26 protein-coding genes are annotated in these 26177 nt (G+C 62.6%); 14 read left to right on the forward strand and 12 right to left on the reverse strand.

All coding sequences use genetic code 11. The features are described 5' to 3' along the window. Nucleotides 1-20 precede the first annotated feature (20 nt). Genes NMD1_RS14330 through NMD1_RS14345 form a run of 4 tightly spaced genes read right to left on the reverse strand, consistent with a single transcriptional unit; the run spans nt 21 to nt 2987 of the window. Nucleotides 21-656: a GntR family transcriptional regulator gene (locus NMD1_RS14330; protein ID WP_158453964.1), complete on the reverse strand. Its 636-nt coding sequence runs from the start codon at nt 654-656 to the stop codon at nt 21-23. Next, complete coding sequence (locus NMD1_RS14335; protein WP_125955263.1) at nt 653-1516, reverse strand: phytanoyl-CoA dioxygenase family protein; 864 nt, start codon at nt 1514-1516, stop codon at nt 653-655. Before NMD1_RS14335 ends, NMD1_RS14330 begins: the two co-directional genes overlap by 4 nt. Further along, nucleotides 1516-2157, reverse strand: a complete 642-nt coding sequence (locus NMD1_RS14340; RefSeq protein ID WP_125955264.1) for an acyl-homoserine-lactone synthase — start codon at nt 2155-2157, stop codon at nt 1516-1518. The genes NMD1_RS14335 and NMD1_RS14340 overlap by 1 nt, the downstream gene beginning before the upstream one ends. Before the next feature lie 59 nt (nt 2158-2216). Beyond that, nucleotides 2217-2987 (reverse strand): LuxR family transcriptional regulator, encoded by a 771-nt coding sequence (locus NMD1_RS14345; RefSeq protein ID WP_125955265.1) that lies wholly within the window; start codon nt 2985-2987, stop codon nt 2217-2219. Nucleotides 2988-3382: 395 nt separating this feature from the next. On the opposite strand from NMD1_RS14345, the gene NMD1_RS14350 reads away from it, so the two are divergent. Together NMD1_RS14350 and NMD1_RS14355 are read left to right on the forward strand one after the other, a co-directional pair. Continuing rightward, on the forward strand, nt 3383-4258 hold the full coding sequence (locus NMD1_RS14350) for a hypothetical protein (protein ID WP_082013504.1): 876 nt from the start codon (nt 3383-3385) through the stop codon (nt 4256-4258). 64 nt (nt 4259-4322) lie between these two features. Continuing rightward, on the forward strand, nt 4323-5234 hold the full coding sequence (locus NMD1_RS14355; protein ID WP_039337781.1) for a HEPN domain-containing protein: 912 nt from the start codon (nt 4323-4325) through the stop codon (nt 5232-5234). Between the two features lie 96 nt (nt 5235-5330). Here NMD1_RS14355 and NMD1_RS14360 read toward each other — a convergent pair whose 3' ends face one another. Beyond that, nucleotides 5331-5987, reverse strand: coding sequence for a lytic transglycosylase domain-containing protein (locus NMD1_RS14360; RefSeq protein WP_125955266.1), 657 nt, complete (start codon nt 5985-5987; stop codon nt 5331-5333). Nucleotides 5988-6112: 125 nt separating this feature from the next. On the opposite strand from NMD1_RS14360, the gene NMD1_RS14365 reads away from it, so the two are divergent. From NMD1_RS14365 to NMD1_RS14380, 4 genes are all read left to right on the forward strand, one after another. Further along, nucleotides 6113-7009: a toprim domain-containing protein gene (locus NMD1_RS14365; RefSeq protein WP_125955267.1), complete on the forward strand. Its 897-nt coding sequence runs from the start codon at nt 6113-6115 to the stop codon at nt 7007-7009. A 75-nt stretch (nt 7010-7084) separates the two neighbouring features. Next, nucleotides 7085-11326 carry a bifunctional class I SAM-dependent methyltransferase/DEAD/DEAH box helicase gene (locus tag NMD1_RS14370; RefSeq protein WP_125955268.1) on the forward strand — a complete coding sequence of 1414 codons (4242 nt, stop codon included), beginning with the start codon at nt 7085-7087 and terminating at the stop codon, nt 11324-11326. A gap of 53 nt (nt 11327-11379) precedes the next feature. Beyond that, complete coding sequence (locus NMD1_RS14375; RefSeq protein ID WP_094472550.1) at nt 11380-11793, forward strand: MbcA/ParS/Xre antitoxin family protein; 414 nt, start codon at nt 11380-11382, stop codon at nt 11791-11793. Continuing rightward, nucleotides 11790-12524, forward strand: a complete 735-nt coding sequence (locus tag NMD1_RS14380; protein WP_125955269.1) for an RES family NAD+ phosphorylase — start codon at nt 11790-11792, stop codon at nt 12522-12524. Before NMD1_RS14375 ends, NMD1_RS14380 begins: the two co-directional genes overlap by 4 nt. 65 nt (nt 12525-12589) lie before the next feature. On the opposite strand, the gene NMD1_RS14385 is transcribed toward NMD1_RS14380, so the two are convergent. The 5 genes from NMD1_RS14385 to NMD1_RS14405 all read right to left on the reverse strand — a co-directional run bounded on the left by NMD1_RS14385 (nt 12590) and on the right by NMD1_RS14405 (nt 17883). Further along, nucleotides 12590-13204: a DUF6933 domain-containing protein gene (locus NMD1_RS14385; RefSeq protein WP_233497650.1), complete on the reverse strand. Its 615-nt coding sequence runs from the start codon at nt 13202-13204 to the stop codon at nt 12590-12592. Nucleotides 13205-13325: 121 nt separating this feature from the next. Further along, nucleotides 13326-14747, reverse strand: a complete 1422-nt coding sequence (locus NMD1_RS14390; RefSeq protein ID WP_206065453.1) for an SAVED domain-containing protein — start codon at nt 14745-14747, stop codon at nt 13326-13328. Next, entirely contained in the window at nt 14740-15204 is a 465-nt protein-coding gene (locus NMD1_RS14395) for a Mov34/MPN/PAD-1 family protein (protein WP_125955271.1), read from the reverse strand. Before NMD1_RS14395 ends, NMD1_RS14390 begins: the two co-directional genes overlap by 8 nt. Next, nucleotides 15182-16870, reverse strand: coding sequence for a ThiF family adenylyltransferase (locus tag NMD1_RS14400; RefSeq protein ID WP_125955272.1), 1689 nt, complete (start codon nt 16868-16870; stop codon nt 15182-15184). Before NMD1_RS14400 ends, NMD1_RS14395 begins: the two co-directional genes overlap by 23 nt. Then, nucleotides 16867-17883 carry a nucleotidyltransferase gene (locus tag NMD1_RS14405; protein ID WP_125955273.1) on the reverse strand — a complete coding sequence of 339 codons (1017 nt, stop codon included), beginning with the start codon at nt 17881-17883 and terminating at the stop codon, nt 16867-16869. Before NMD1_RS14405 ends, NMD1_RS14400 begins: the two co-directional genes overlap by 4 nt. A gap of 362 nt (nt 17884-18245) precedes the next feature. On the opposite strand from NMD1_RS14405, the gene NMD1_RS14410 reads away from it, so the two are divergent. The 7 genes from NMD1_RS14410 to NMD1_RS14440 all read left to right on the forward strand — a co-directional run bounded on the left by NMD1_RS14410 (nt 18246) and on the right by NMD1_RS14440 (nt 24804). Next, on the forward strand, nt 18246-20234 hold the full coding sequence (locus NMD1_RS14410; protein ID WP_125955274.1) for a ParB/RepB/Spo0J family partition protein: 1989 nt from the start codon (nt 18246-18248) through the stop codon (nt 20232-20234). 167 nt (nt 20235-20401) lie between these two features. Beyond that, a complete protein-coding gene (locus tag NMD1_RS14415; protein WP_125955275.1) occupies nt 20402-21343 on the forward strand; it encodes an ArdC family protein in 942 nt (313 codons plus the stop codon). A gap of 11 nt (nt 21344-21354) precedes the next feature. Further along, on the forward strand, nt 21355-21777 hold the full coding sequence (locus tag NMD1_RS14420) for a hypothetical protein (protein WP_125955276.1): 423 nt from the start codon (nt 21355-21357) through the stop codon (nt 21775-21777). Between the two features lie 300 nt (nt 21778-22077). Next, nucleotides 22078-23031, forward strand: coding sequence for a DUF2493 domain-containing protein (locus NMD1_RS14425; protein ID WP_125955277.1), 954 nt, complete (start codon nt 22078-22080; stop codon nt 23029-23031). 121 nt (nt 23032-23152) lie between these two features. Further along, entirely contained in the window at nt 23153-23614 is a 462-nt protein-coding gene (locus NMD1_RS14430; RefSeq protein WP_125955278.1) for a DUF6878 family protein, read from the forward strand. 10 nt (nt 23615-23624) lie between these two features. Beyond that, nucleotides 23625-24053, forward strand: coding sequence for a DUF6915 family protein (locus NMD1_RS14435; RefSeq protein ID WP_125955279.1), 429 nt, complete (start codon nt 23625-23627; stop codon nt 24051-24053). Nucleotides 24054-24414: 361 nt separating this feature from the next. After that, a complete protein-coding gene (locus tag NMD1_RS14440) occupies nt 24415-24804 on the forward strand; it encodes a single-stranded DNA-binding protein (protein WP_007688363.1) in 390 nt (129 codons plus the stop codon). A gap of 115 nt (nt 24805-24919) precedes the next feature. On the opposite strand, the gene NMD1_RS21565 is transcribed toward NMD1_RS14440, so the two are convergent. Then, entirely contained in the window at nt 24920-25150 is a 231-nt protein-coding gene (locus NMD1_RS21565; RefSeq protein ID WP_233497653.1) for a DUF6437 family protein, read from the reverse strand. 323 nt (nt 25151-25473) lie between these two features. Here NMD1_RS21565 and NMD1_RS14450 point away from each other — a divergent pair, with 323 nt between their 5' ends. Next, nucleotides 25474-25710: a hypothetical protein gene (locus NMD1_RS14450; protein WP_030092316.1), complete on the forward strand. Its 237-nt coding sequence runs from the start codon at nt 25474-25476 to the stop codon at nt 25708-25710. Between the two features lie 102 nt (nt 25711-25812). On the opposite strand, the gene NMD1_RS14455 is transcribed toward NMD1_RS14450, so the two are convergent. Further along, nucleotides 25813-26007 (reverse strand): hypothetical protein, encoded by a 195-nt coding sequence (locus NMD1_RS14455; RefSeq protein WP_011445834.1) that lies wholly within the window; start codon nt 26005-26007, stop codon nt 25813-25815. Nucleotides 26008-26177 lie beyond the last annotated feature (170 nt).

The raw sequence follows: 26177 nt of genomic DNA on the forward strand, positions 1-26177 counted from the left end.
ATCTGAAATTTATACGAATTCTATATGCCGATTGTTGGCGCGGACGGGTTCGCCGGGCGGTGCAGGGCGTGCAGGATCTCGGCAGAGCTGCGAATGCGCCGGCGGTGGTAGGCGCCCAGCAACCGTCGCAGATGATCCTTGTCGCCACTGTCCAGCGCGCATTCGATATCGCGCACTTCTGCGATGGAGCCGTCAAGCACGGCCGGTTCAATCATGCGAACGGCATGGAGGCGTGCGTTGAAGAGGGCCATGACCCGACCATGCTCGGAGTTGGCCGAAGCGCGTGCCACTCCCTCGAATGCATCGGCGACGCGTTCGGCATAAGCCGTCCGACGCTCGGCAATCCTGTCCCAGTCCACGATCGTCCATGGCCGCCAGAGGCGGAGCGCAAGGCCCAGCACTTCGTTGCTGAAAGCGTACATGTCCTTGAGCCTTGGCTCGTCGAGCGTCGGGAGGAAGAAGCCGCCCGCGCGATGGGTCACGACAAGCTGCTCTCCGCACAGCACATGCAGGGCCTCGCGCACGGGCGTGACGCTTGCACAGAGCTGTTCGCCGATGACTGCGGGATCGAGCCTGTCACCCGGCATGAATGCGCGAGACAGAATCATGGCGCGCAAGGCGTCATAGATGCGTTCTGCTATGGGGCCGGCGCTCATCCGCTTCTCCCATGGGCAAAAACACGGGCCTGCTGCACCTGGTCGGGACGCAAGGCATCGATTGCTCCCAGGGGCTCGCCCTTGTAGTCTCCGAGCAGGATCGAAGGACATTGCCCTTCGAAGTTCCCGAGGTTCGGTCGGTGCTGCACGTAACCTGCAAGTGCCGCGAGCTCGGGAGGAAATGTCCTGGCAATGTCCGGGGGGTAGGCGAGCCACGGGTTCTCGTAGGGCTTGAGCCAGCCCAGCGAATAGCCAATCACGATGCCGCGCCGCTCTTGTGCACTCGCGTTGGCGCCCGCGCCATGAAGCGTCGAGCCCAGGAAGAGCAGGGCTGATCCCGGGACAAGCTCGGGCGCGATGAAATCGTCCTGGGCCACGGCCGACAGGGCGTTGCTGCCATGGCTCTGCGGCCAGATCCGCGTGCCTCCGTTCTTTTCCGAAAAGGGAGTGAGCGGCCACATGACATTGACGAGGTATTCGCGTTTGCCGAAATCGGCCTGCCACATGTCCTGGTCGCGATGGGGCAACTGCGCAGGGGCGCCGGGATGGACCGCGATGGCCTGGGTCGTGTTGAGCTGGATGCGGTCGCACCAGGGCCCGAGAATCCGGCTCACGACATCCTGAATGACCGGATGCAGGACCAGGCACTGCGTGGCAGCGGTCCGTCGAAGAAGCCTGCCGAACCGTTTGGTCCGCTCGCCATAGAACATCCCGGTCCCGAACGGCGTGGCTGCAAAGTCGTCCAGGAGATCCTCATGGACTCGCTCGATCACGGAAACGGGCAGGGCTTCATGCAGGATCGCGTAGCCATCAGTCTGCAACTGACGGACGGCCATGCCGATCTGGTTTGCCGGTTCCATCAGTGCCACCCCTTGTGCCCGGCGGGCAGGGAGCTGGGTATGGCCCGCGCAAGATTTTCACCGTAGCCGCAATGGATCCCGGCCGCTTCGAGCAGCTGCTGTGTGTCGGCAGTGATGCCAATTTCAAGGCCGACCAGCTCCTGCCCCCCTGTCCGGATGGGCGCGCCCAGGGCCCGGCAGCTCCAGCCGAACCGTTCGATCTGCCTGAACCAGCCAAGGCCTGCGACTGCGCAGTACCGCGAAATCCCGGCGTCGATTGCATAGGTGGCAAGCGCGTGGACAAGCGCATTGCGGACGTCGCGCCGCTCACGGGCATTGAGTGACCGGTCGAGGCAGAATCGGGTGATTTCGAAGGTATCGGGTGCGCAAGGTAGGGGCCCGGCACAGAGCATCGGGAAAAGGCCCGACAGGATTCCTTGCCGTGTAGTCGGCAGGAGCCTGGCAGACGCGAGATGATCGCCGTTGTCACTGAGGATCAGGTAGCGTGCGTGCTCATCATCGAACTGGTCCATTTCGAATTGACCGGCAAGGACCGGTAGGTCCCACTTCAAGAGATCGATGAAGACCGCCTTTCGTGCGGCAAACATGGCGCGCAGCAGCGCAGCGTCCGGCTCTGTGCCGGGCGTGGTGACTTTCAACATGACGGATCGCTCCTCAACCGAACTGGTCAGCCAAGGATCAAACGGCGGTGACGTCCTCGCTACCCCCAGAAATGGGGGTATCGCCAAGGTCGGACATCCCCGAACGTGAGCGTTCCGTCATACAGGGTCAGGGTGATCAGCAATTGTCTCTTGTAGATCCCGTAGCGCTGACATGCCGTGCGAACATGCTCGGTCACCGTCTCGCGCGATATGCCCAGAATTGTCGAGATTTCCGGATCAGTCTTGCCCTGGGCCATGAGAAGCACGCAGTCGCGCTGGCGATCGGTCAGAACCGGTTTGCGCAAGGCAAGGCTATGACCTCTCTTCAGCCAGAGACGCCGCGCGGTTTCGAAGGCGAATGTCCCAGCGCAATGGGCGATGAGCGAAATCGGGGCACCTTCTCGCGGATTGCGGCATGCAAACGAGCAGGATCCGCGCGCTTCGCCCGGCACATGCGCTGGTACTGTAAAGCCACTACGCAAGCCCTGCTCTTCACCAAGAGCAAGCATTCTGTGGTCTTGGGCCGTGAGCGGAATGAGGCGACCGATGTCAGACCAGGAGAAGCCCTTTGCCGTCACGTGGCTGGCCCGATGCACCGGATCAACCATGCCCAGCGCATGGGAGTCGTAACTTTCTGCCCAGCTCTGCGGGTAATTGTGCAGCCTGATCGCTCCATCATCCTTGCTCGCAAGCTGACAATGATGGGTGAGAGCATAGTAGTCGAAGCCAAGCCTGTTGGTGACTTCGCCCAGCAGCGCATCGAGTTCGATGATCGATCCTGCGCGCTCAGACATCTCTTCCAGAAGTTCCCCAAGCGCACGAGCCGCCATGAGGTGCCATTGCGCCCACCGGCATTCTTGGCAGCCGGCCTCCAGCAGGGCGCCCTTTCTCCTGCCTATGGACCGCGATCCAACTTCTCAGGATCGGAGGCGATCCGGTTGAAACTGTCCAACCTGTATCATGGTTCAGTCCCGCTTCAATACCGTGAACTGCCAAATTCGATCAATATGTCAGAAGGTTATTTGCCTTGCAGGAAGGTGCGCTGCTTCGATTGCAGACAATACACAAGCTCGGCTAGCAGCGAGACAGGCACATGAGCGCTCGTCCGGTTTGCACTCGACCTCGCCGGATTCACGGGTTCCGCAAGCCAGCTCGGCAAAGTGCCGTAGCTTTACGGCGCTACGCCCAGGCCGAATTGGGCGATCACACATGCCGCTGGACCAGCATGGCAACAGCGCTCGCGGCATTTGCCGAGTTCGATGGACGCGTCCAATCGGAACGCCACATACTCCCCTTGCACTGGTATGTGGCGTGCCGGCTGGTCGTGGAAGGTGGCTTCGATCCTGATGATATCATTCCGCGGCCACCATTTCGTGTGGAGCGTCGTAAACGCAAGCCGCCACTGCTCTACTTCGATCCGACCCTTGGCGGATGTGGGGAAGGGACTGTTCTCGGAGGGATCAGAGCCAAGCATGTCGACGTTCTGGTTTCGCTTGCCCGGATCGGGCCTGTGCTTTCGGTGTCGTGCAAGGGCGTCACCGGGGCCTTTCGCAATCTCGGCAACCGCCTCGAGGAAATTGTCGGCGAATGCACTAATCTCCACATGGTGCATCCGGCACTGGTTATCGGACATCTGGTGCTGTTGCGCGGCAACCGAGCTACGGACCAGAACTCGGCAGCACACAACAGTGCCGCACCGGACTGGCGGCGAGGTGGCGGCAATGCCGCTTTAGCGCAGGATGGGGCGCCGGTGTCGCCAGTGCGGCGGTTTCATGATGCCCTGCAGGTTTTGGGGCGGCGCCGTGACCTCATGGATCAAGCCGGACAATGCGAGGCGGCGGCACTTGCCATGGTTGCCATGGAAGAGGAATGCCGGACAAGGTTGGTACCGGGCTTTCCAAGCGATGAGAGCGGGCTGCACTTCGACACATTCTTTGCCGCGCTATACGCCCGATATGACGAAAGGTTTGTTATCCGTTGCCCGGTGATGGCCGCGATAACCCGACGTCATTGCTGGGATCGATCATCTCCGGGGCTCCGTCTGTTCGGCTTGGATTACCAGCCGAGAGTAGCGCTGCTACCGACGAGTGACTTATCTTAGCCTTCCTGATGCCTTGTTCATTTTGCCCTTGGCACGAGAAGCAAAACCGTCGAATCTGCATTCCATGAACTCCGGCCTCGATCACCTGCCCGAAGGCAAGCGGCGCGAACTTGCACATGTGGTCGAGACCGTGCGCACGGGCTTTGCCGAAGCAATTTCCACGCGTACGCAGCCACGCTTCCGCGCAGGCAAGTTGCTCAAGATAGTCCTGTTCGGCTCCTATGCCCGTGGTGATTGGGTCGAGGACCCGGTGGGACGCTATTTCTCCGACTACGATCTTCTCGTCGTGGTGAACCACGACGATCTCACGGATATTGCCGAATTCTGGGAGGCGACCGAGAACAGGCTGCTTGCCGATCTTTCCGCTGGGACCGTCCTGCGTACACCGGTCAGCCTGATCTACCACAGCCTTGAAGACGTGAACGACAAGCTGCGGCTCGGTCGCTACTTCTTCATGGACATTCTCAAGGATGGCATTGTCCTGTTCGAAGAGCCCGGCTTTCACTTCGTCGAGCCGATGCCGTTGTCGCCTGAGCAAGCTCTCAAGGAAACACGAGACTACTTCGATGACTGGTTCAGCAGCGCGTCGAACTTCAAAGATCTAGCCGCAAATGCTCAGGCCAGTGGCATGCCGAAGGAAGCTGCGTTCCTTTTCCATCAGGCGGTCGAGAGACTTTACCATTGCCTTTTCCTCACCCGGACGCTCTGGAGTCCGAAATCCCACAATCTTAATCGTCTGCGCGACATGGCCGAGGAACTTGAGCCCTCGCTAAAGGACGTCTGGCCGCGTACCGGGCGCTTCGAAAAGCGCTGCTACGCCCTCCTGCGAGATGCTTACGTCAAAGCCCGCTATTCACCTTCATACCGGATCTCCGCCGACGAACTCACATGGATCGCCGGGCGTGTGAAAGAGTTGCAGATTTTGGTGAAGAGCACCTGCGAAGCGCGCATCGATGACCTCGCTAAAGCCGCCTGACGCCAGTTGACCGTTCCGCCGAAAGTGTACCGGCGCTGCGATCTCATCACCTAAGCTTCCGCTTCCAGTTCTGTCGCGCAAGAGGCTTCGTGGAAGCTAGAACTTCCAACTTTGCAGTACATTGCGAACATACTCCGGCGTCTCGCCATTGCGGGGAATGCCGCCTGCACGCTCAACGGCGCCGGGACCTGCATTGTATGCAGCTACCGCGAGGTGGACCACGCCAAACCTGTCGAGCATCTGCCGCAGGTATCGCGCTGCGCCGAAGATGTTGGCAATTGGATCGAAGCGATTGAAGACCCCAAGCTCTTTTGCCGTAGCGGGCATCAGCTGCCCAAGGCCCGCGGCACCCGCCGGGCTGACAGCCAAAGGGTTGTAACGAGATTCTGTCCATACGAGCGCATCAAGCAGGCCCGCAGGCAATGAGTACTTCGCCTCAGCGGCATAGATGTGAGGCAAGTAGCTCGCTCGCCGAAACCCGGATGGGGCCGGCTTGGCATTGGGTTCGTATCTGTATGGCAGGTTGACCCGGCCATCGTCCGACACTGACAGGCGCGGTGCTGGGGCGGTCTGCGCGGAACGCCAGAGCCCATGCTCGACCAGTTGGAAGCCGTTTGATGCTTCCGCAATCCGAATGCCTTCGGATGGGATCGCCGCAGCGCCGTTCGTGGCTGGCGCTGCTATGTCCTGAGCACCGGCCGGGATAGCAGAAGTGATCGCGATGCCCGCGATCAAGAGAGTTCTGATTGTCATTTCTCGATCCTTGTCTAGTCGAATCGAGTGAGAACATATAAAGAACAAGAGATGTAGGAAAACTGGAATGGCGCAAGTGCAGAGCGGAGGCTGCGCGCGGAGGGCACCTCAACCGGAGAAGGTCGATGCCCCCGTTAGACAAAGTTCATCAACTCGAACGCCGCGCCCGCACGATCGTCGAAAGCCTTCAGGGTACATGGAGTCGGGGCATAGGCATGTGCTGCTGCCCCGCGCACGACGACCGCACTCCCTCACTGAGCGTGACACTGGGCCGAAAGGCGATCCTGTTTCATTGCTTCGCGGGATGCTCGAACGAGGAGGTCATAGCGGCGCTTGACCGCCAGGGTGTTCGCAGCCGTGACCTGTTCGATGGCTCGGGTGCGGTTGCCGCTGATCGACTGGAAGAAAGGACCTTCAATTCCAACGCGCGGCGTTTGTGGCACTCGGCGACGGCGATCTCCGACGGCCCTGCCGAAGGATACCTCGCGCAGCGCGGGATCCTGCGTGCCTCTGATCAGCTCCGTTATCTCGAGCGAACGCCCCTCGGGCCGCGCGGGGCTGTCCAATTCCTGCCGGCCATGTTGGCGGCGGTCACGACTGACATTGGCATAATCGCGATCCACAGGACATTTCTCGACGCGCCGAACGCAAAGCTCGCCGGTTTCGATCGGCCAAAGCGTGCGCTGGGAAGCCTTGGCTGTGGTGCTGTCAGACTGGCCCCGCCAGCAGCGGGCCGGTTGGGTCTTGCCGAAGGTATCGAAAGCGCCCTTTCAGCGATGCAGCTGTTTGGCGTCCCTTGCTGGGCAACGCTCGGTAACGAGCGGTTCGGCCTCGTCACGATTCCAGAGAGTGTGCGCGAACTTCACCTGTTCATCGACAATGATGCAGGAGGCGAGCTCGCAGATCAGCGCGCGCGAAGGGCCTATTCACCATCAGGCCGTGTGATCCAGACGCGAGCACCAGAATCGATCGGTTTCGACTGGAACGATGAACTTAAGGCGAGGGTTGCTCGGAAAACCTGATCAGCGAGCCAGAGGGGAGGGAGCCTTCGGCTGATTGAGGTCTGCGAGACGCAGGACCTCGTCAGGAGGTTTCCCATGTCCAACTCTTCCCTCGCCTTCGCGTTCGATCCACCATCTCCGCCGCTCGTCGTGACGGCAGCCAAAGCAATGGCGTCGCAGTTTGCAGAAGGCCGCCCGATTTCGCGCAGCGACATCAACCGCATCATGACGGACCACTTCGGCGGAACCGATGCACTCGGGGCATGGTCAATCCGTGATGCTCACGCTGCGCTCGAGCTGGCGCAGGTTCAACACCTGCAAGCATCAGATCAAATCCAGCTCACGAGCCCGATCGACGAAGCCGAACAGTTCTTCTGCGGTCTCGATGCCCGAATTCCGACCCAGACCAACCGCAGCGACGAGCAGATCGAATGGCAGCAGTTCGCGACGCCGCCGCGCCTTGCCTGGCTTGCTGCCCGGGCTTGCGCGCTGGAAGTCGATGAGCTCGCGCTTGAACCCTCGGCCGGAACGGGGATGCTCGCAGTCTGGGCGGCAAAGGCTGGCGCGCGCCTTGCCCTCAACGAAATCTCGCCGCTGCGCCGCGACTGCCTGACTGCTGTGTTCCCCGCTCCCCGTGTTACTGGATACGATGCCGAGCTGATCGACGAATTGCTCGATCCGGCCATCAGCCCCAGCGTCGTGCTGATGAACCCGCCCTATTCTCACGGGATCGAGCGGGGCCACGATGGCCGCACTGGGGCGAGGCATCTGCGATCGGCCTGGAACCGTCTGGCGTCCGGGGGGCGGCTTGTCGCGATCATGCCTGAATGGTTCGACTGTGCGAAGTTCCTGGCGGGGCTGAAGGGACCGATCTCGCTGCGGCTCAATGCCGCCGTCGAACGCGCGTTCATCAGGCAGGGCACCGGCATAACCACGCGGTTGCTGGTTCTCGATAAAGTGGCAAGCTCCGACGAGCCTGTCGCGATCCGCACACACGACTTTCGCCAGCTGACCGATCTTGTCGATGCTATCCCGCCTCGCGCCAGCCTGGAGGCTGTTCCCGAGCAATCGCGCCTCCCGCTTCGTGCGCCGTTCCTCCTGGTGGCCGCGCCGCGCAGGCCGCTGCCTACACCAGCGAGGATCACTCCTTCAGCCTCCGCCATCGGGTCGCTTACCTACCAGTCACTTGAAACCCCTGCGCCGGTCGCCCCTCAGGTCGGCCACTATCTGCCCTATCGCCCGAGCAGGATCGTCATCGATGGCGCGGCCGGGCATCCGACGCCGCTCGTCGAGTCCGTCGCCATGGGGTCGATTTCGGCACCCAAGCCAGACGCGGTGCCGCAGCTGCCTGACGGGCTTATCGCCAAGGGACTGTTGTCGGCTGCTCAGGCAGAGACACTCATCTATGCCGCGAGCGCTCACGCCCGCGATCTTCCCGGCCGGTTCGAGCCCGAGGACAAGGGCTGCTCGCTCAAGGCGTCGGCGGAAGGTCACGTCTACCGGCAAGGCTATTTTCTCGGGGACGGGACAGGCGCTGGCAAAGGCCGCCAGGTCGCGAGCGTCATTCTCGATCGCTGGGTGCGCGGTGAGCGCCGCCATATCTGGATTTCGAAGAACGAGGCGCTACTGGAAGATGCCCGGCGCGACTGGGCTGCGCTTGGCGGCATCCCGATCGACGTCCAGCCGCTGGCGTCCTGGAAGCTGGGCACCCCCATCGCCATGCGCGACGGGATACTCTTCGTCACCTATCCGACCCTCCGTTCGGGCCGAAACGACGCAACGCGCCTTGACCAGATACTCGCCTGGGCCGGTGAAGATTTCGATGGCGTGATCGTGTTCGATGAAGCGCACGCCATGGCCAACGCCGCTGGCGGCGAGGGATCGCGGGGCAAGGTCAAAGGATCGGAGCAGGGCATTGCCGGGGTGCGCCTGCAGAACCTCCTGCCCCGGGCAAGGGTGCTTTACGCCTCGGCCACAGGCGCATCCGACGTCAACAACCTGGCCTATGCGACGCGCCTCGGGCTCTGGGGGCCGGAGACCGCGTTTGCCAATCGTGAGGCCTTCGTTGCCGATATTCGCGATGGCGGAATTGCAGCCATGGAACTGGTCGCGCGCGATCTCAAATCGCTCGGCCTCTACACGGCCCGGGCCCTTTCGTTCGCCGGTGTCGAGTATGAAATCCTCGAGCATTGCCTGACCGAGGATCAGATCGCGGTCTACGATGCCTATGCCGAGGCCTGGGCCATCATCCACGCTAACCTGCGCGAAGCGCTGGAGGCCACGCGCATCGTCGACAGCGAAACCGGCGGGACGCTCAACTCGGGTGCCAAGTCCGCAGCGCTGTCGATCTTCGAGGGAACCAAGCAGCGCTTCTTCGCGCAGCTGCTTCTGTCGATGAAGCTCCCCAGCTTGCTGCCCGCGATCGACACGGCGATTGGCGAAGGACAGGCAGTGGTCGTGCAGCTGGTCTCGACGGCAGAGGCCATGCTCGATCGGCGGCTTGCCGACCTGTCTGAAGATGAGCGCGAAGCTCTCGAGATCGATCTCTCCCCGCGGGAATATGTCATCGACTATCTCGCCAAGAGCTTCCCCGTCCGCCTAATGGCGGTGTTCACCGACGAAAACGGCAATCCTCGCTCCGAGCCGATGAGTGACGAGGATGGCGCACCTGTGCTTTGCCGCTCAGCGCTGGCCGCGCGCGATCGGATGATCGAGCAGCTCTGCGCCTTGCCGCCCATCGCCACAGCCCTCGATGCCATCATCGAACGCTTCGGCGTTGACCAGGTAGCGGAAGTCACCGGTCGCACACGTCGGCTCATCGTCGGCTTCGATGGTCGTCAGAAACTTCAATCGCGCTCGCCGCGAGCCAATGTCGCCGAGACCCAGGCCTTCATGGACGGCGCCAAGCGCATCTTGGTGTTCTCCGATGCCGGAGGAACGGGGCGCAGCTACCATGCCGATCTGGCCGCGAAGAACCAGGCCCGCCGCGTCCACTTCCTGCTCGAGCCGGGCTGGCGAGCTGACGCCGCAATCCAGGGGCTCGGGCGGACCAATCGCACCAATCAGGCATCGGCCCCGCTGTTCAGGCCGGTGACCACCGATGTGCGCGGCGAGCGCCGCTTCATCTCGACGATCGCTCGGCGCCTCGACAGCCTCGGCGCTCTGACCCGCGGACAGCGCCAGACCGGTGGCCAGAACCTGTTCGATCCCGCCGACAATCTCGAAAGCATCTACGCCAAGGAGGCGCTCCATCGCTGGTTCGGCCTCTTGTTCACCGGCAAGCTCGAAGCGGTCAGCCTCGGGCGCTTCCAGGAGCTGACAGGCCTGCGGATCGAGGCGCCTGACGGGTCGATGGTCGATGATCTGCCGTCGATCCAGCGCTGGCTCAACCGCATCCTGGCGCTTCCCATAGCCTTGCAGAACGCGATCTTCGATGAGTTCATGGGGCTGGTCGAAGCGCGTATCGATGCCGCCCGGCAGGCTGGCACGCTCGATCTCGGCCTCGAGACGATTGCAGTCGAGGACTTCACTGTCCTGTCGGACACGCTGCTGCGCACCGATCCGGCATCGGGCGCGACGACCCATCTCCTCGAACTGGAAATCGCCAGAGCTTTGAAGCCGCTTACGCTTAAGCGGCTCGAGGAGATCCACGGCCTCACCGGGCCACGGCAGCGACCGGTTCGGAACGCCCGCTCTGGTCGGGTCGCCTTGCTGGTGCCCGCCCGAAGCATCCTTGCCGATGACGGTACGCGCGTGACCCGCTTTGAATTGCTTCGCCCCCTCAAGCGCAGCCACATCACCGCGGATCAGTTGGGTGAGAGCAGCTGGGAGGATATCTCCCTCGACGATTTTCAAAACTCCTGGGCGACCGAGGTCGAAGAAGCCCGTTCCAGCCACAAGCGCGAGCGCCTCTATCTTGCGACGGGCCTCCTGCTTCCGGTCTGGGACAAGCTCCCTTCGGATTTCGTGAGGGTCAGTCGCATCTCGGCGGCGGATGGCCGTTCGCTCCTCGGCCGGGAGGTTCCCGTCCACTGCGTGCCCGAACTGTGCCGGGCGATGGGTCTGGAACGGGAACAAACGCTCTCTGCTGATGAAATTGTTCAGACCGTCCTGGCGACGGGCCGGTCCATGGAATTTGCGGGCCGCGAGCAGCTCATGGTCAAGCGCAGTCTGGTCAATGGCTCACAGCGAATTGAGCTTACGGGATGGAGCTCTGTTCGGCTCGACTGGTACAAGGCCCAAGGCTGCTTCACCGAGATCATCCGCTACCAGACCCGGCTTTTCGTGCCGATAGAAGGCGCAGCGAGCGTGATTGCCAGACTGGCATCATCGGCATAGTTCCTTGCCAAATGGCATTATCTTGAATATATGCTGCCATATGGAGAACTGCCATGTTGGCTCTGCAACCCGTTGATACTGCCGTTACCGCCTTCCGTCCCGATCCGATTACGCAGGACGAGGCAGCTGCCATGTTCCGGGCAGTCCTCAATCTGTTTGGCAAATGGGAGTTGACCGACGAGCAGGCTGCAACGCTGCTCGACATGCCAGTGCGCTCCTATCGGCGATGGAAGGCGGAAGGGCCCGGGCGCGTATCGCGTGACGGTCGTGCGCGCCTGTCCAACCTCATGGGGATCCACAAGGCGCTCCGGATCATCTTCTCCGAAGCGACCCGCGGGTATTCTTGGATCAGAGCAGCGAATGAAGCGTTCGGCGGAGCCAGTGCGCTCGACGTGATGCTGGGAGGCGAGCTGACCGACATCATGCGGGTGCGTCGCTACCTCGACGCCGAGCGCGGTGGCTGGTGAGCGAAGCACCAGAAATCCCCGTTTCTAGAGTTGAGTGGAAGGGCGCTGTCAGGATCATCCGCAGCGCCTTTCCGCCAATCGACCTGTTCGAGGACATCGCCGATCCCGCGGACTGGCCGCTGCTGATCTCGGCAGAGCAGAAAACCAATCCACGCATCATGGCGACGATTGGCAATCTCGACCTCGTTCCGGTCGACCGACGCGTCGGCGGTAACGGAGCCTCCCACCTCATGGCGCCATTCACCCACGTTAGCACCGATAGACCGAGCCGCTTTACCGATGGGAGCTACGGTGTGCTCTACGTTGGGGACCGTTTTGAGACCGCACTGTTCGAGACGATTTACCATCACGCCCGCTTCATGGCCCGAACGCACGAAGCGCCTGGCTGGACGTCGCAATTCCGGGAGATCGTCATGTCGGTCGATGCAGACCTGCATGATTTGCGAGTTCCGGCAGGGGAGCCAGTTCCGGCGCTCGATCCCGACAGTTATGTCGCATCTCAAGCGCTCGCGTGGCACCTCAGGGACGCGGGATCGGACGGGATTGCTTATCCGAGCATCCGGCATCACGGAGGAGAATGCGTGGCGCTCTTCTACCCTGACTGCGCATCAAATCCGCTCCAGGGGCGGCACCTGGACTATCACTGGGATGGCGCGCGGGTTGATCTGGTCCGTGATGCGGGATCCGGCGCTGTCTTCCGGATTGTCGATTTGCCGCCCCATCCCGCCTGACCGAACGAGCCGGGTTTCCAGGCAAGTGTTGTAGGATATCCGAGCGCAGTGAACCGCCTGCAGGCTCATGCCCGCGAACCAGCCTTCACGAGTTCATGAAGGGCTTTGTCCGGCGAAACTGGTCCCTTGTACAGCGGGCTACACGGTGTCTCCGCGAGCTTGGCGGAAATCGCCAGAAGGTCGTCGTCATCACCCTTCTCATAGGCATAGGCAGCCAGCCAGAATTCGGCCTGCTTAACGAACTCATTGAGGATGCCAACAACGCTCCGATTCACAGTCTTTGCGTAGCGGACCTGGTCCATTCGCCAGACTTCTTGCGCGATGAATTCGCTTGGGGCGCCGTACTCTTTCAGGACAAGCGCCAGCTGCGCCGGGAAGCGTCGAGCAAGCGTGGCCGCTGGAGCCAGCGGCATTAGCACGGGAAGAAGCGTGCGCTCAGAAACCAGCAAAGCTAATTGCGGCCTCCAGAACAGGGCGGTGGCGTACCAGTTGCCCAGCGCCGTGTCGCTTTGCCCAGGCACAGCGACTTCCGGTTTGATCCGATCGAGTAGCTTCTTGGTGCAATGGAGGTGGAACATCAGGGCGGACGATAGTTTTCGGCGCTCAGTGAGTCCATCGACGCTAATAGCCTTGCCATGGGCATGGCAATCTCCGCAACCGTAGCGGTTGCTTAGCCACATTTTTTGGGTCGTGTGAAACCTTCCCGTCTTTCATTCGAACCTCCGTCCCCGTGCGTTCGCAGCGGACCGAGTGGGCAAGCGAGCTTATGGCATGGGTCAAGATCTCGTCCGCCACTCCTGATCACAAGAGCGCAGTTGGCTCATAGTGCCTTTCGCTCGTCACATATTCGTGCAGCTGGGTGGGCGGCATCGCGTTCCAGCGGTGGCCAAGCGCGACGGCGAAGGCTGCGGGGCCGGCCAGATAGAGGCGTATTTGTCGTGCACCGAGCCGCGCGACCGCCGCATCTACCGTCTGCTTAACTAGCGAAGCACTCGCCTGCGCCGCTCTCCCCGAGGCTATCGCCTCTGGTAAATGAAGGCCTAGCACCGCGTCCGCCGCAATTCCCGCTGAGGCATCAAGGTCGGCAGACGGGTCGCGCAGTACCCCGACCGTGACGATGAGAGCGTCGCCTTCCAATCGAGAGGGCTGATGGATACACCACGGTGGAGCAGGCTCGCCAGTCGTAGGGCGATCGTCAGTCGACCAGCTGCCAGCGCGTGTCTGGATTTCAAGCTCGAAACCATGAGCGGACCGTAACGACCAGCCGACCGCTAACGCTGTGTTGAGCCGGTAGGAACCACTCAACGCGACTCTCGACATAGTATGTGCGCGCAGCCATCGCGCCGTGCGGTCAAGCGGACCAAGCAGCTGCTCGGCCCAGATGTCCGGGGGCGGGAAGCCGGCATCGCCGCCCGAGAACTGGCTCGCGTCCAATTCCAGCGCGGTCTCATCGGCTTCGTTGCGATCGGATCGGATGTGGAGCGCACAAGTTTGCCCGAGTGGAAGCGGCTTGCCCAACGTCTGCTCCATCGCTCTTCTTAGTTCTGAACGGCCGAGCGGGGTGCCAAGCGAACGGCGTGCGAGGGAGGATAGCACCTCGAACGTATCGGCAACTTTGCGGGACGGTGCTTCCAGTGCTGGGAAGGCCTGGTCGAGCGCGGCGCCGAAGGTGGCGAGCGCAGTGGCGGCGTCGGGCAGGCTGCGCTCACTCACTTCGACCGCGGACGCTACGAATTCACCGAGTTCCAGGCCATAAGTTTCGACAAGACTATCGCGTAGTGCCGCATCGCTCGCCGCCATGATGTCCGCGAAAGGCGCATAGAAGGGACGTGCCCGGCGTACGCGAAGCGGGTCCCGAGCGAGCCAAGCGAGTGTTGGCGGTAACCGCGGCGTGACCAACGCGTGGATGCGCGTCGCGTTTGGAAACCGCTCTTCGAAGCCGTGGAAGGTCTTGAGTACGTCGCGGACCTCGCCTGGCGAAAGCGCGCCGGCCTTAGCCTGATAGCGTTCGAGCAGACGGTGGCGGGGAGACTGGGGTGCGAAGAAGCGGGCTTCCAGATCTTCAAGTCCTTCGAAGATTATTTCCTCGAAGGCCGGGTTGGCGAGCCATGCGGGTAACCGCGCGAGGCCGTCCCAAAGCTGATAGTCGAAACCGCCTTGGGCGATCACGCCCCCCATGCCGCGGGCATCGGTCAGGGCCGGCGCGGGAGGTTTATCAGACAACATCCATCTCCAGTTTGGCCTCGAACTCATTGCCCTGCGGATCAAACACCCAGCTGGCCGCAGAAAGTGTGCCGCCGTCAAGCCGAACGATCATTAGCACCGCGAAGCTGCCGGCGAAGCGGGCATCACCCACCAGCGCCCGCATCGTCGCGAGGTCTGTGCCGCTCGGATACACCGCGAAGCTCGGATGGCTGTGCCATTCGCCAATGTAATTGTAGCGTGTGTAGCGATGCTTGGTGCGATCGAAAAAGTGCATCGCATCGCGTGCGGCCTGCAGCAGATCGACCATAAAGCGCGCGAAGCTCCCGCGACGCGCCTGGATGGTGAGCTCGGTCACGTCGAAGTCGGACGGCGCAAGCTGCTCACCGAACAGCTGTCCGCCGATCTCGCGCTTGCCGGCCTTCTCCAGCGCCGCGACGAGCCTGGCGGTCTGATCAACCGGCAGCCTTAGCCGCATCGAGCCATTCCTTGAATAAATCGAGTGCGAAGGCCCGGGCCTCGGCATCCTCTCCGCTGATGCCCGGACACCGTTCGCCGACGCTCAGCCGGATCGTGTGACCATGGCCGTCGAACAGCCAGTGCCTGCTGTAACCGAGAAGGAGCCAAGCGGAGTCCGACGGAGCGGGCGCTCCGTCGACTATGTCTAGGATGACGCGCGCCGCATGCCCGGCGGTCATGGTGACTGCGGCATCGTCCGCAACGATCGGCGCACCGTCGCCGGCGAGCATCTCGTAGCGCCGGGGACCGGGCTCTGGCGGGGCCACGCCTTGCTCATCACACCAGGCAAGAAAGGTCGCCCGCCCATTAACGAACGGCGGATCTCGATCGGGCAGCGCCGTCGCCACAAGCGCGCCAAGCCCGCCCTCGAAGACCTCGACCGACACGAACGGGCGCTCGTTCGCGTCGGCAAGAGCACCGAGGAAGAGCGCAGTTGCCGGATCGCCGGTGGCGTCGACGATGACACTGCAGTCGGCAACGGCCTCGACCTGCCAAGCGTGTGATTTGGCCGAACGCTGCCAGTTGAGATTGTTGTCGACCACGCGGATGTCGGCGCCGGGCGCGATGGCAAGAAGGCGGCGCTTGAGGCCATTGACTTTGCGGAACCCTACGTCGCGCCACTCGAGCGCGTGCCGCTCGAGATTGTCGGGGAGGAGTACGTCGCCGTCGATTAGCGTCAGGAGGCCGAGGCCGGATCGGACCAGAGATTCGGCGAGCTTGGAACCGATAGAACCTGCGCCAACGATCGCGACGCGCTTGCACTCAGCCGCTGTCGATCTCGCGGACCGCGCACCGCTCTCGTCCGGAAGCACAAGAACCCGGCGACGGTGTGTGGCGCCATCCGCCATCAGGTGGAACCCGGCAATGTCCGCCTCGCCCGTGAAGAGAATGATGGCAGCGTTCGTTTCGAGGGCCAAGTTGGCCATGTCCGACGGCAGGTCGGCGGCTGCCACCAACGCGGCCCGATCTGGCACCCCTGCGGGCGCAGACCGGGTAGAGACAAATACCGGAATATCGAAGCGCCAGTTGTGGATGTCTGCGCCTGGCGGCCGGCGAAGCAAGAGCCGGTCCTCGGCGTCATGGACGAGAATCGGCCAGACTTCGTCAGCCGCCATCCAGCGCAGTCCCACCAAGTCCAAGGCGATTCCCGCTTCGATCCGCTCGGCGCACCGTTGGCCGATCAGGACGGGATTGAGGCCCCAGTCATAGGCCTGGACCTGTCCAATCCGATGATCCGAAGGCGCGCGTTCGCCGCCTTCGCCCAGCGGGTCCTCGGTCACGAGCAAATTGTGTGCGCTACGTAGCACATCCGCCCCGGTCGCTTCTGCCGTCCAATTGTCCGGTCGCAGCTCAAGGCAGAGCACGCCCTTGCCATATTGATGAGTGGACCAGCGCGCCTCATCCTGCGGCTCGACCCAGGGTGGGACCTGCGGAAACTGGTCAGGATAGATCAGCCGGACCGGATAGCGCCGGCCGTGAGCCGAGATGATGGCTTCGGCAGCGAACCGCGCGTCGTCGAACTTCCATCGGGTGAACTCCAGCCAGTCCTCGTCGCGCGCCAGCGCTTCGACCGCCGCGCGCTCGGCAGCGAGCCGGGCAGAGTCGGTGAGCCACCAGAACCTCAAGCGAAGCCGCGCGGCTTGGTAGGAGGCGCAGCCATCGCATTGGGGAAGGTGTATCCGGCGGCCACCGGTACCGCTGCGGCGAACCCGCCATAGGTCGAGGCCTTGGCCGGCGTCGCAGTGGCCTTGAAGCGATCGCCGAACACCCGGCGCCATTGCCGTGTTGCTTCCTCGATATCGTCGGCGTCCTGCGCCCGGCGGGCGATGCCGGCATAGACCCGAACCTTCTCGATGAATTCAGTCCACTGGGCGACCGACACCTTTCCCAAGATGTCGTTCGAGCCATCCGCGGGGTCGGCGATGAATGGCTTTTGGCCAATCGAGGTATGATAGCCATAGGCGTCGTAGATATTCTCAAGCAGTTGAGCGAATGCCTCGCCGTAATGCGTCTCGCCGGTGGGCGCGTGCAGCCCGACGAGCACTTCGAGGACGAAACCCTTGGGGCGCCGACCGGTTAGCGGGTTGATTCGACGCCACCATTTGAACAGCTTCACGAGCGGCTTGAACCGGCCACCGAACCGCGTGTTCTGCGCCGAACTCCAGCTCGTGTGGACCGGGGGATTGGTAAACTTCCAAGTGCCCGTGTCGCGGTCGGGGATCATGTAGCCGTTCCATGTCGATGCGACCGGAACGATGTCCATCTCCGCCTGCCAGGTCTCGACCCGCACAGAGCGTTTATTTATTCGCTCGACCTCATAGCCGTCGCCGCCGTCTTCGAGGGCCTTACAGACCTCCTTCAGCACCGTGTCGGGATGGTCGTCGGTCGAAAAGTTCGTCACGATGATGATGTCGACATCGGGCCGCTCTTGACCATTCGACGTCGAGCGCGGGCGGATGGCAGAGTCGCGGGCATAGCTTCCTGAAAGGAAGCTGGTCACATATCGGTCCTTGAACTTCGCCTGCGTGCGCAGATGGTCGCGGATGCCGGTATGTCCGCCGGACGCCCGCGTTTTGGTTGTCGTGCTCGGCTCAATATCCTGCAGCAGTTCGATGAATCGTGTATTCGGAACGGGCATGGATCCCCCCAAGGTGTTCCCTATTCGTTTCAATATGGGAGTGCTCCTTCGGTCGCGCAAGATGCACGGTTCAAACTTGGTGGAAAGTTGTGGTGCACAATGGGGTAGAAGTTGCGGCTCAAGATTCTGATTTGCGGCATCGCCCGACGGAGCAGTCGCGCATCGGCGAAATTAGGTCAGCTGAACGATTGGCGCGAACAACATAAAATGCTCCAGAGCCCGCAATCATGATCATTCGTCATTGCCCGCTGCCATCGGCAGGTTTGCTGCGAACGTATTAAGAGTGGAGTGGGCTTTGCCCTGATCGAGCCAGTTGGGCGTCGAAGGTCGATGCACAAGGCTCTCAGTCAGGAGTGTGTCCCATGATCAAGTCGATCCCGCTGAACAAACTCGTCCAGTCTCCCCGCAATGTCCGTCGTCACAGCGATCCGGCGGCAGATGCCGAACTCAAAGCCAGCATTGCAGCGCATGGATTGCTGCAGAACCTGATCGTCCGCCCCGCTGCCAAGGGCAAATTCGAGGTCGAAGCTGGGGAGCGTCGTCGCCGCGCGATGCTTGCGCTCGCAGACGAAAAGATCTTCGCCCGCGATCACGAAGTCATGTGCTTGGTCGTCGAAGACAGCGCCGAAGCCGCCGTCGAGACCAGCCTCGCCGAGAATTTCCACCGCCTCGCCATGAACCCAGCCGATGAAGCCCAAGCTTTTGCCGCGCTTGTCGCATGCGGCGCGACCGTCGAAGACGTTGCGCGCCGTTTCGGCCTGACGGTCCGCTTTGTCGAGGGACGTCTGCGCCTCTCGACGCTTGCGCCCGTCGTATTCGAGGCACTGGCCTCCGGCCAAATCACGCTCGACATCGCCAAGGCCTTTGGTGCGACTTCCGACCAGGAAATCCAGGCCCGCGTTTTCGAGCAGGTCTCCTCGGGCTATTATGCGCCTAACCCCGACAGTGTCCGGCGTATGGTCCTGTCCGGGACGGTACGAGGCAGCGATCCGCGCGCCCGGCTCGTTGGCCGCGACGCCTACATCGCTGCAGGCGGCCGGATCGAGCGCGAACTGTTCGATGACGACGACAGCGAATCCTGGGTCGATGTTGCGCTGCTCGAAAGCCTTGCCGCCGCGAAGATGGAAGAGCAGGCCAAAGCCCTCGCCGCCGAGCAGGGTCTCGCCTGGGTCAAGCCGACGCTCGATCCCTATGCCAGCCACGACCTGGTCGAAGGGCTGGTCCGGCTTCCTGCCGAACCAGCGCCATTGACCGAAGCCGAATTGGCAAGGCTCGACGAACTCGATGCCTCCTATGACGAACATGCGGCGATCCTCGAGGATCAGGACAGTGCCGAGGAGGCTGTGGCTGCGGCCGAAGCGGCAATCGAGGCCATCGAACGCGAGTGCCAGGAAATCCGGGCCCGCCCGCCCGTCATCGCGACCGAACTCAAGGCCGAGGCGGGGATGGTCCTGGTGCTCTCGCGCGATGGCACGCCGGTTCTCCAGCCGGTGTTTTACGGCGAGCGTCAGGCTGAACCCGTCGGAGCCGACGGTGGGATCGAAGTCGTTACGGGCGATGAAGGTTCGGATAAGCGCCGGACCACCTTGTCCAAGCGCCTGGTCGACGAGCTCGCCATGCAGCGCCGCGATGTGCTGGCGCTGCACGTTGCATCCGATCCTGGTCTGGCGCTCGACATCATGGTCTTCACGCTTGCCGATGCCGACACCCACGACTGGCGGGCGCGGGCTGCGACTACGCTGCGTGCGCCTGTTCCGGCTGGCCCGATCATCGGCTTTGAATCCAAGGATGCGCCGGCGAGCAGCGCGCTTGCCGAGCTCAGGTCCAGTCTCGACGAAAGCTGGCGCGCCGGGAATGATGCGACGTCCCGCTTCGATCTCTTCCGTGTACTGCCCGATGACTGTCGCGCCGCCTGGCTGGGCTATGTCGTCGCTCGGTCGCTCGAGGCAAGCCTCAACATGGCCGGTGAGCGTCAGCTGCCGTTCCAGGATCACCTTGGCAGCCTGATCGGTATCGACATGGCCCAGTGGTGGCGCCCGACGGCGACCAATTATTTCGATCGGGTGTCGAAGCAGGTGATCCTCGATGCGCTGACCGATGTCGGCGGTCTCGAACTCTCCTCGCGTTTTGCCTCGGTCAAGAAGGGTGACCTCGCGATGAGCGCCGAGCGCGTCTTCGCTGGCACCTACATCACCGAAGTCGAAGTTCGCGAGAAGGCCCTGGCTTGGGTGCCTGAGGTCATGCGGTTTGCCTCCGCTGCTCCGGAGGCTGGCGAAGTCGACATCGACGCAAGCGACGCTCAGCCTGGTGTCGACGGCGAAATCCATACCCCCCGCGAACTGGCCGCCTGACCTCCTCCTGACAGGCTCGGCCACTCGCACCTCGAGAAGCGGTCCTTCGTCTCACGCCGGAGGGCCGCTTCCTTTTTGGGAGAAGAGCAGAGGGGGCTCGGGACCCTGTGGTACTGACCGGCGAACCCGTCGCCGATTGTCCAGATGCCGCAATCAGGAGAACCATCATGGCCTATCGCAAGGAGCAGGGCGGCGGCCTGTCGCCCGCCACCCGTATCACCCAGGAAATCATCGCCCGTTTGGAAGCAGGCACGAAGCCGTGGATAAAGCCGTGGCGCGGCGTGCCCGTTTCCCGGCCCCTGCGGGCCTGCGGAATTCCGTACCGGGGCATGAATGTGTTCTGGCTGTGGATGGTCGCCGACATGTGCGGCTACGCCTCGCCGTTCTGGATGACCTACAACCAGGCAAAATCGCTCGGCGCCCAGGTCCGCAAGGGCGAAAAGTCGACGATCGCGATCTTCTACAAGAGCTACACCAAGGAGGTGGAAGCCCCCGATACCGGCGAAAAGACCGACGAGGCCCGCCGGGTACTGAAGGCCTATCCGGTCTTCAATGCCGATCAGGTCGAGGGTCTGCCCGAGCGCTTTCATCCGGCCGCGACGTTGGAACTGGTCGAGCCTGAAGGGCGCGAGGCTGACCTCGACGCCTTCTTTGCTGCCATCCCGGTCAATTTGCGTCATCAGGGCTGCGAAGCCTATTACGAGCCGACCGCGGATCGCGTCACGATGCCGCCGGCCAGCCTGTTTGGCGGCTTCGATCACTACTACGCCACGCTCGCCCACGAACTGTCGCACTGGACCGGACATACCAGCCGCCTGGGGCGTGATCTCAAGAACCGTTTCGGAACGGCAGCCTATGCCGCCGAGGAACTTGTCGCCGAACTATCGAGCGCCATGCTGGGCGCCGAGCTGGGGCTGCCGGTCACGCACCTCGACAGCCACGCAAGCTATATCGAGCATTGGCTCAAGCTTCTGAAAGACGATGACCGCGCCATCCTGACCGCTGCAACCAAGGCCGAAGAAGCCGCGAGTCTGCTGCTGAAGCTTGGCGGGAGGGTCACCCCTGACCAGTTTGACGATGCGTCAGACGACGCTGCGCTCGCGGCCTGAGGGAGGATATCATGGGCCGTTCGGTCAGCTATCCCAGCGGCGCAATCGTCGCCTTCACAGTGCTCGAGGTCGAAGCCGAGGACGACTGGGAATTCGAGTACGAATGGCTGCGTAACGATCTGTGCGAGCGGGCCGCCAAAGCCTTCCCGTCGCTGATCCCGCATGATGGCTGGCGCGGACGGGAGGACCGGATCCTCATGCACAACGCCTATGCGGATTTCGGCGTGTCGGTCTATGGCGGGCTGGTTGCCGTCTGGATCGTCGAACGCGATGATGGGGCCTATTGGGACGCCGATTGGCGCACGGCCCGCTCACCGCGGGCACAGCGCTGGCTGTCGCAGATCGCATCCCGTTTCGATGCCTTGTTCGGCGACTACGATTGCCTCGGGCACATGTCGAACGGCGAGGGGGTCTACACCAAGCGCGCAGCTTGAGGTTTGCGAGTTGGTGAGGCGCAGTGCTGGGTTGCCATCCCTGACTGCACTTTGCCGGCCGCTCATGGTCTGTCGCCATGCGAGAGAGGCCCTGGGCCAGCCGCCAGTCTTGCGCAACCCGGCTTGGGCGGGCCCGTGTTGGCCTTGGCCCTTCAGGCTCAAGGCCTGCCCGCGCCAGCCCGCCAAGCCGGGTTTCCCCTCGCGGGTGCGCAATCCTGCCTGAAGCTGGCCCTGACGGGCTCTCGCTGGCGCAGCCATGAACGGGTGCGTCGGCCTCACGCCAGTCAGGAGGACTTCCCCATGCACACGTCATTTGCCGATCAACTCGCCGGGCTCGATCTTGCCGGCTTTTCCATCGGTCCTGCTCCCGTATCGACAAGCGATTTCCCGGTCCGCGAAGCGGTCGTCCAAACCCTCGAAGCGGTCTGGTCCGATCTTTTCGCCATGGTGTCCGGCACCGCTCTTGAAGCCGACGCCGAGGATCTTGGCTGGGCCTTCGTCAACATCTTCCACCGCTCGGCGGAACGCAAATCGACAGCTCTCGACCGGGCGACCGACGAGGTCCGCGCGCTGATTGCTACGGCCGACGGATCCGAGGTCCACACCCATGACCTTGAGACCCAGGTCGAGCGGGCGCAATGCGCCGAGAGCTCGATGCTGGCGCTCGAGGAGATGCGCGAAGTCGCAGCAGCCCTTTACCTCAACGAGTTCGGTTCCTCCTGGAAGCCGGTCTCCAGTTCGCGCTTCAATCACAGCGCCATGCTGACCTCGGCGCTCGTCGAAGGGCGCGACTTCCTGCGCGCCCGTGCCGAGGCCAAGTGCCGTGCAGCGATGCCCGAAGGAACCCCGGTCGTCTTCGCTGGTGGGCGCACCCGTCATGCCACCGAAGACGATGCACTGATCTTCGGCAACAACGTCTGGGCCACCCTCGACAAGGTCCGCGACCGCGTGCCTGACATGGTGCTCATCCATGGCGGCGACACCAAAGGCGTCGACCGCCTGGCATCGAGCTGGGCGGAACGGCGCGGCATCCCGCAGGTCACGTTCTCGCTCGACATGCGGCTGGGCGCTCGTGCTGGCTTCAAGCGCAACGAGCGGATGCTCTCCCTCGATCCGCGCTACGTCATCGCCTTTCCCGGTAACGGCGTGCTCGAACGTCTGGTCATCGAAGCCAAGGCCCGGCGGATCACCGTGGTCGATCGGCGCGGGCCCCTTGGCACCAATCCGAAGAGCACTTCGGCAGCCACTGACTGAGGTCATGCAATTCCTCGCGCCAGCGCCGGGTCGGTGCTGGCGTCGCCCATCAGAGGAAAGGCGCGCGCCTGTCAGTTTGAGCCAGCGGAGGTCGTTGGCTCCTTTCTACAGGAGGCAGTTCATGATCGATATCGAGGCTGTGATGGCCGATTTTGCCGTTCGCCAGGCCGAGCGGCAGATGCAGGTTGCTGAAGAGATTCAGCAGCTCAAGGTCGCCATTCTTCCGCGCTTGCAGGATGCCGGCATCGCCCGTGTCGAGATCCGCTTTGACGGCTGCGGCGACAGCGGTGCCGTTGAAGAATGTGCATGCCTCGATGCAGCCGGCGCGGGGATCCCTTGCCCGGATGTGACCCTCTTGAAAGGCGAAGCAGACAGCGTTGATCGTACCGGTTCCAGAGAGCCGCAATCACTCGGGCAGGCACTCGAACAGCTGACCTACCTGGCGCTCGAACGTCACCATCCTGGCTGGGAGATCAACGACGGTGCCTGCGGCGAACTGGTGATTGATGTGGCTGAGGCGACTTTCGTGCTCGACTGCAGTCTGCGCTTCATCGCCACCGATGATCATTCGACCGAGCTCTAGGAGATCAAGCATGGCCCACTGCTACTACCACGCTCTCTCGTCGGTCCGGAAATGGGGCGGCACGGTCGATGACTATCTCCCGCTGCACCAGTGGTTCGACCAGTCCAAGGCAATCCTGGCAGACCCACGGCACCGCGCGCTGCGGCACCATGCCGAGGGGATATTCATGCTCGAAACCCTGTTCGGCGAGACCCTCGTCAATGCCGATGGCCGGGTCGTTCCGGTGCGTCTGGTCGGCGAACAGCACGTACGCGAAGACCTGGGCTCGATCCCCTCCTTTGCCGATTGGGCGCGCTTGATCACGCCGCAGGCCTGGATGCTTCGAGGCAACCATCTGGACGGCGCTGAAGGGGTGACGGTCGACATGCCTCTCCCCGACGAAGCAGTTTCGTCCAGGAATGAGACACCGGTTGGAGGAGCGGTCAGTACCGTAATCTAGGAAGGGGTTCTCCCGTGGAAGGTCGGAAAGGGATGATCCAGCCAAGACCGGATGGAAAACGAGTCGGGGCAAACCTGTTCAAGGCATCCAGCTCCACCCGGCTTCGATGCAAACCTGTCCCTGAACCACCCCCCGTCGAGACGCGCAACCCGGATCAGGTCCGACCGAGTTGCCGGGCACGATTTTGCGCATCGCTGGTGCCGAAAACCGGTTCCCACTTTTCGGCGCGATGCTGCGTGCCCGACTGCCCGCACCACCCGAACCAGTTCCGGGTTTCCCTTCGGTGCGCTTCGCCGCGGGGCGCTTCTGCTCGGGTTTTGCAGCCGGGATGGCCCCGGATTGCTCGATCAGGAGAAAGCCCATGACCAATCTCGTTATCCTCGTTGGCCGCATCGCTCGCGACCCCGAAACCCGCACCACCCAGGGTGGAACCAGCATCACCTCGATCTCGGTCGTGACCGACCGTCCCGCCCGCAAGGATGGCAAGACCTACAAGGACGAAAACGGCTACACCGCCAAGGACAGCGAATTCCACCGGATCACTTGCTTCAACGGCCTCGGCCAGAATGTGGCCAAGTATTGCACCAAGGGCCAGCTCGTGACGGTCGAAGGGCGCATCCACTACACCCAGTGGGAAGATCAGAGCGGCACCAAGCGCTACGGCTGCGAGATCATCGCCGACAAGGTCGACTTCCTCACCAAGGGCCGCTCCGGCAGCAACGAAGGTGCTCCCGATATCGATGAGGACTGAATGTCCTTGCCTCACGACAAGGCCCCGGTGGCAGACGCCATCGGGGCCTTTTCTTTTGTACGCCGGCGATGCGGCGGCGCGGGGCATCGAACCCCTTGCCGCCGCCGGATGGGTTTTACGAGGGAGCAATCCGCTTCAGCGTTTCCTCGACCCCGAGCGCCATCGATGCGCGAACGATCTGGCGCAACTGCGCCGGATCGATCGTCTCCGCGCCGCACTCGATCAGTAGCTTTCCGAGTTCGGTCGCTGCTTCTTCGCGGAGACGCGCCTCCTCGTTCTCGAGTTGGGCACGCTGTTCACGCAGCTTCTTCAAGGCATCGCGGGCAGTAGGTTTGGACCTGGCCATAGTGCTTCCTTCTTGCTGGCCGTTGGTCCCCTCCGCTGCCGATCTTGGCACTGCGGGCGCATGTAGGAAAATGTTTTGTGGGGCAGGCGTTGCGCTTCTGCGCAGGCGTTGGAGAGGTCTCTCTCGCAGAAAGACCAAGTGTGATGCGGGCTTTGGGGCTGCGTCAAGGACGACGGGGCCCCACCATTTTTACCGGGCAAGCCCGGCAAAAATCGTTGCCCCCATCGCCGCTTCGCGGCCGCTATCGCGGTCCCTGACCCAGCCCGTCACCCACATCCTTCGCAGCTCCTGATGCGACGCATCGAACATCAGGAGGAAAGAACATGTACGCTTCACTGAACATTGCCGCTGCTGGTCCCGCCGCCGATCAGGCAGCCTTCGTTGCTGCCCTGGATCAGGCCCATGCCCGGTCCCTTCACAGCTACTTCACACAGTACGTCCTGACCGATGACGAGGCAGGCTATATCGCGGTCGATGAAGGCGACTACGGCGCCTTGCCCAAGGCCATGCTGGACCGTGTCATCGATACTGTGCCGGGCCGTCTCAGCGATGAATTCTGACTCGCCGGTTTGGGAGGAAGTCCGTCAGGGCTTCCTCCTTTCTTTTTGCTCGTAGACCGTTTCGGCATCCCTCGGCCGGTACGGGGAGGCGGATTACCAGCGTCAGTCGGGGGTATCGGGACGGTCGAGATCGGCGAGCCGTTCCGGCATACCCAGAACCTTCAACGCTGCGGCCTCAATGGCTTCTGCCTGTGTCGGGAAGGCCTCGGAAGAACTGATCGACACCCCGTTCGGGTAAGTGACTGTCGCCTGGAAGCCGTTGCCCTTCGGTGTCGCACTCAATGTGACCTGGCCCATGCGGCGCCTCCTTTCTGTCCGGAATATTGGCTGCAACATAGGCGTCGATCCCGTCTGTGCCTATCGCGATCCGCTGATCGGCTAGTTGCCGAGGACCCTGGGAATGGGGATCGCTAAACGCATCATCCGTTACAGGATCAATAGCTGGTTCCTGTCCTCGCAGTTGGGGA

It is taken from the genome of Novosphingobium sp. MD-1, assembly GCF_001014975.1.
Lineage (GTDB): Bacteria > Pseudomonadota > Alphaproteobacteria > Sphingomonadales > Sphingomonadaceae > Novosphingobium.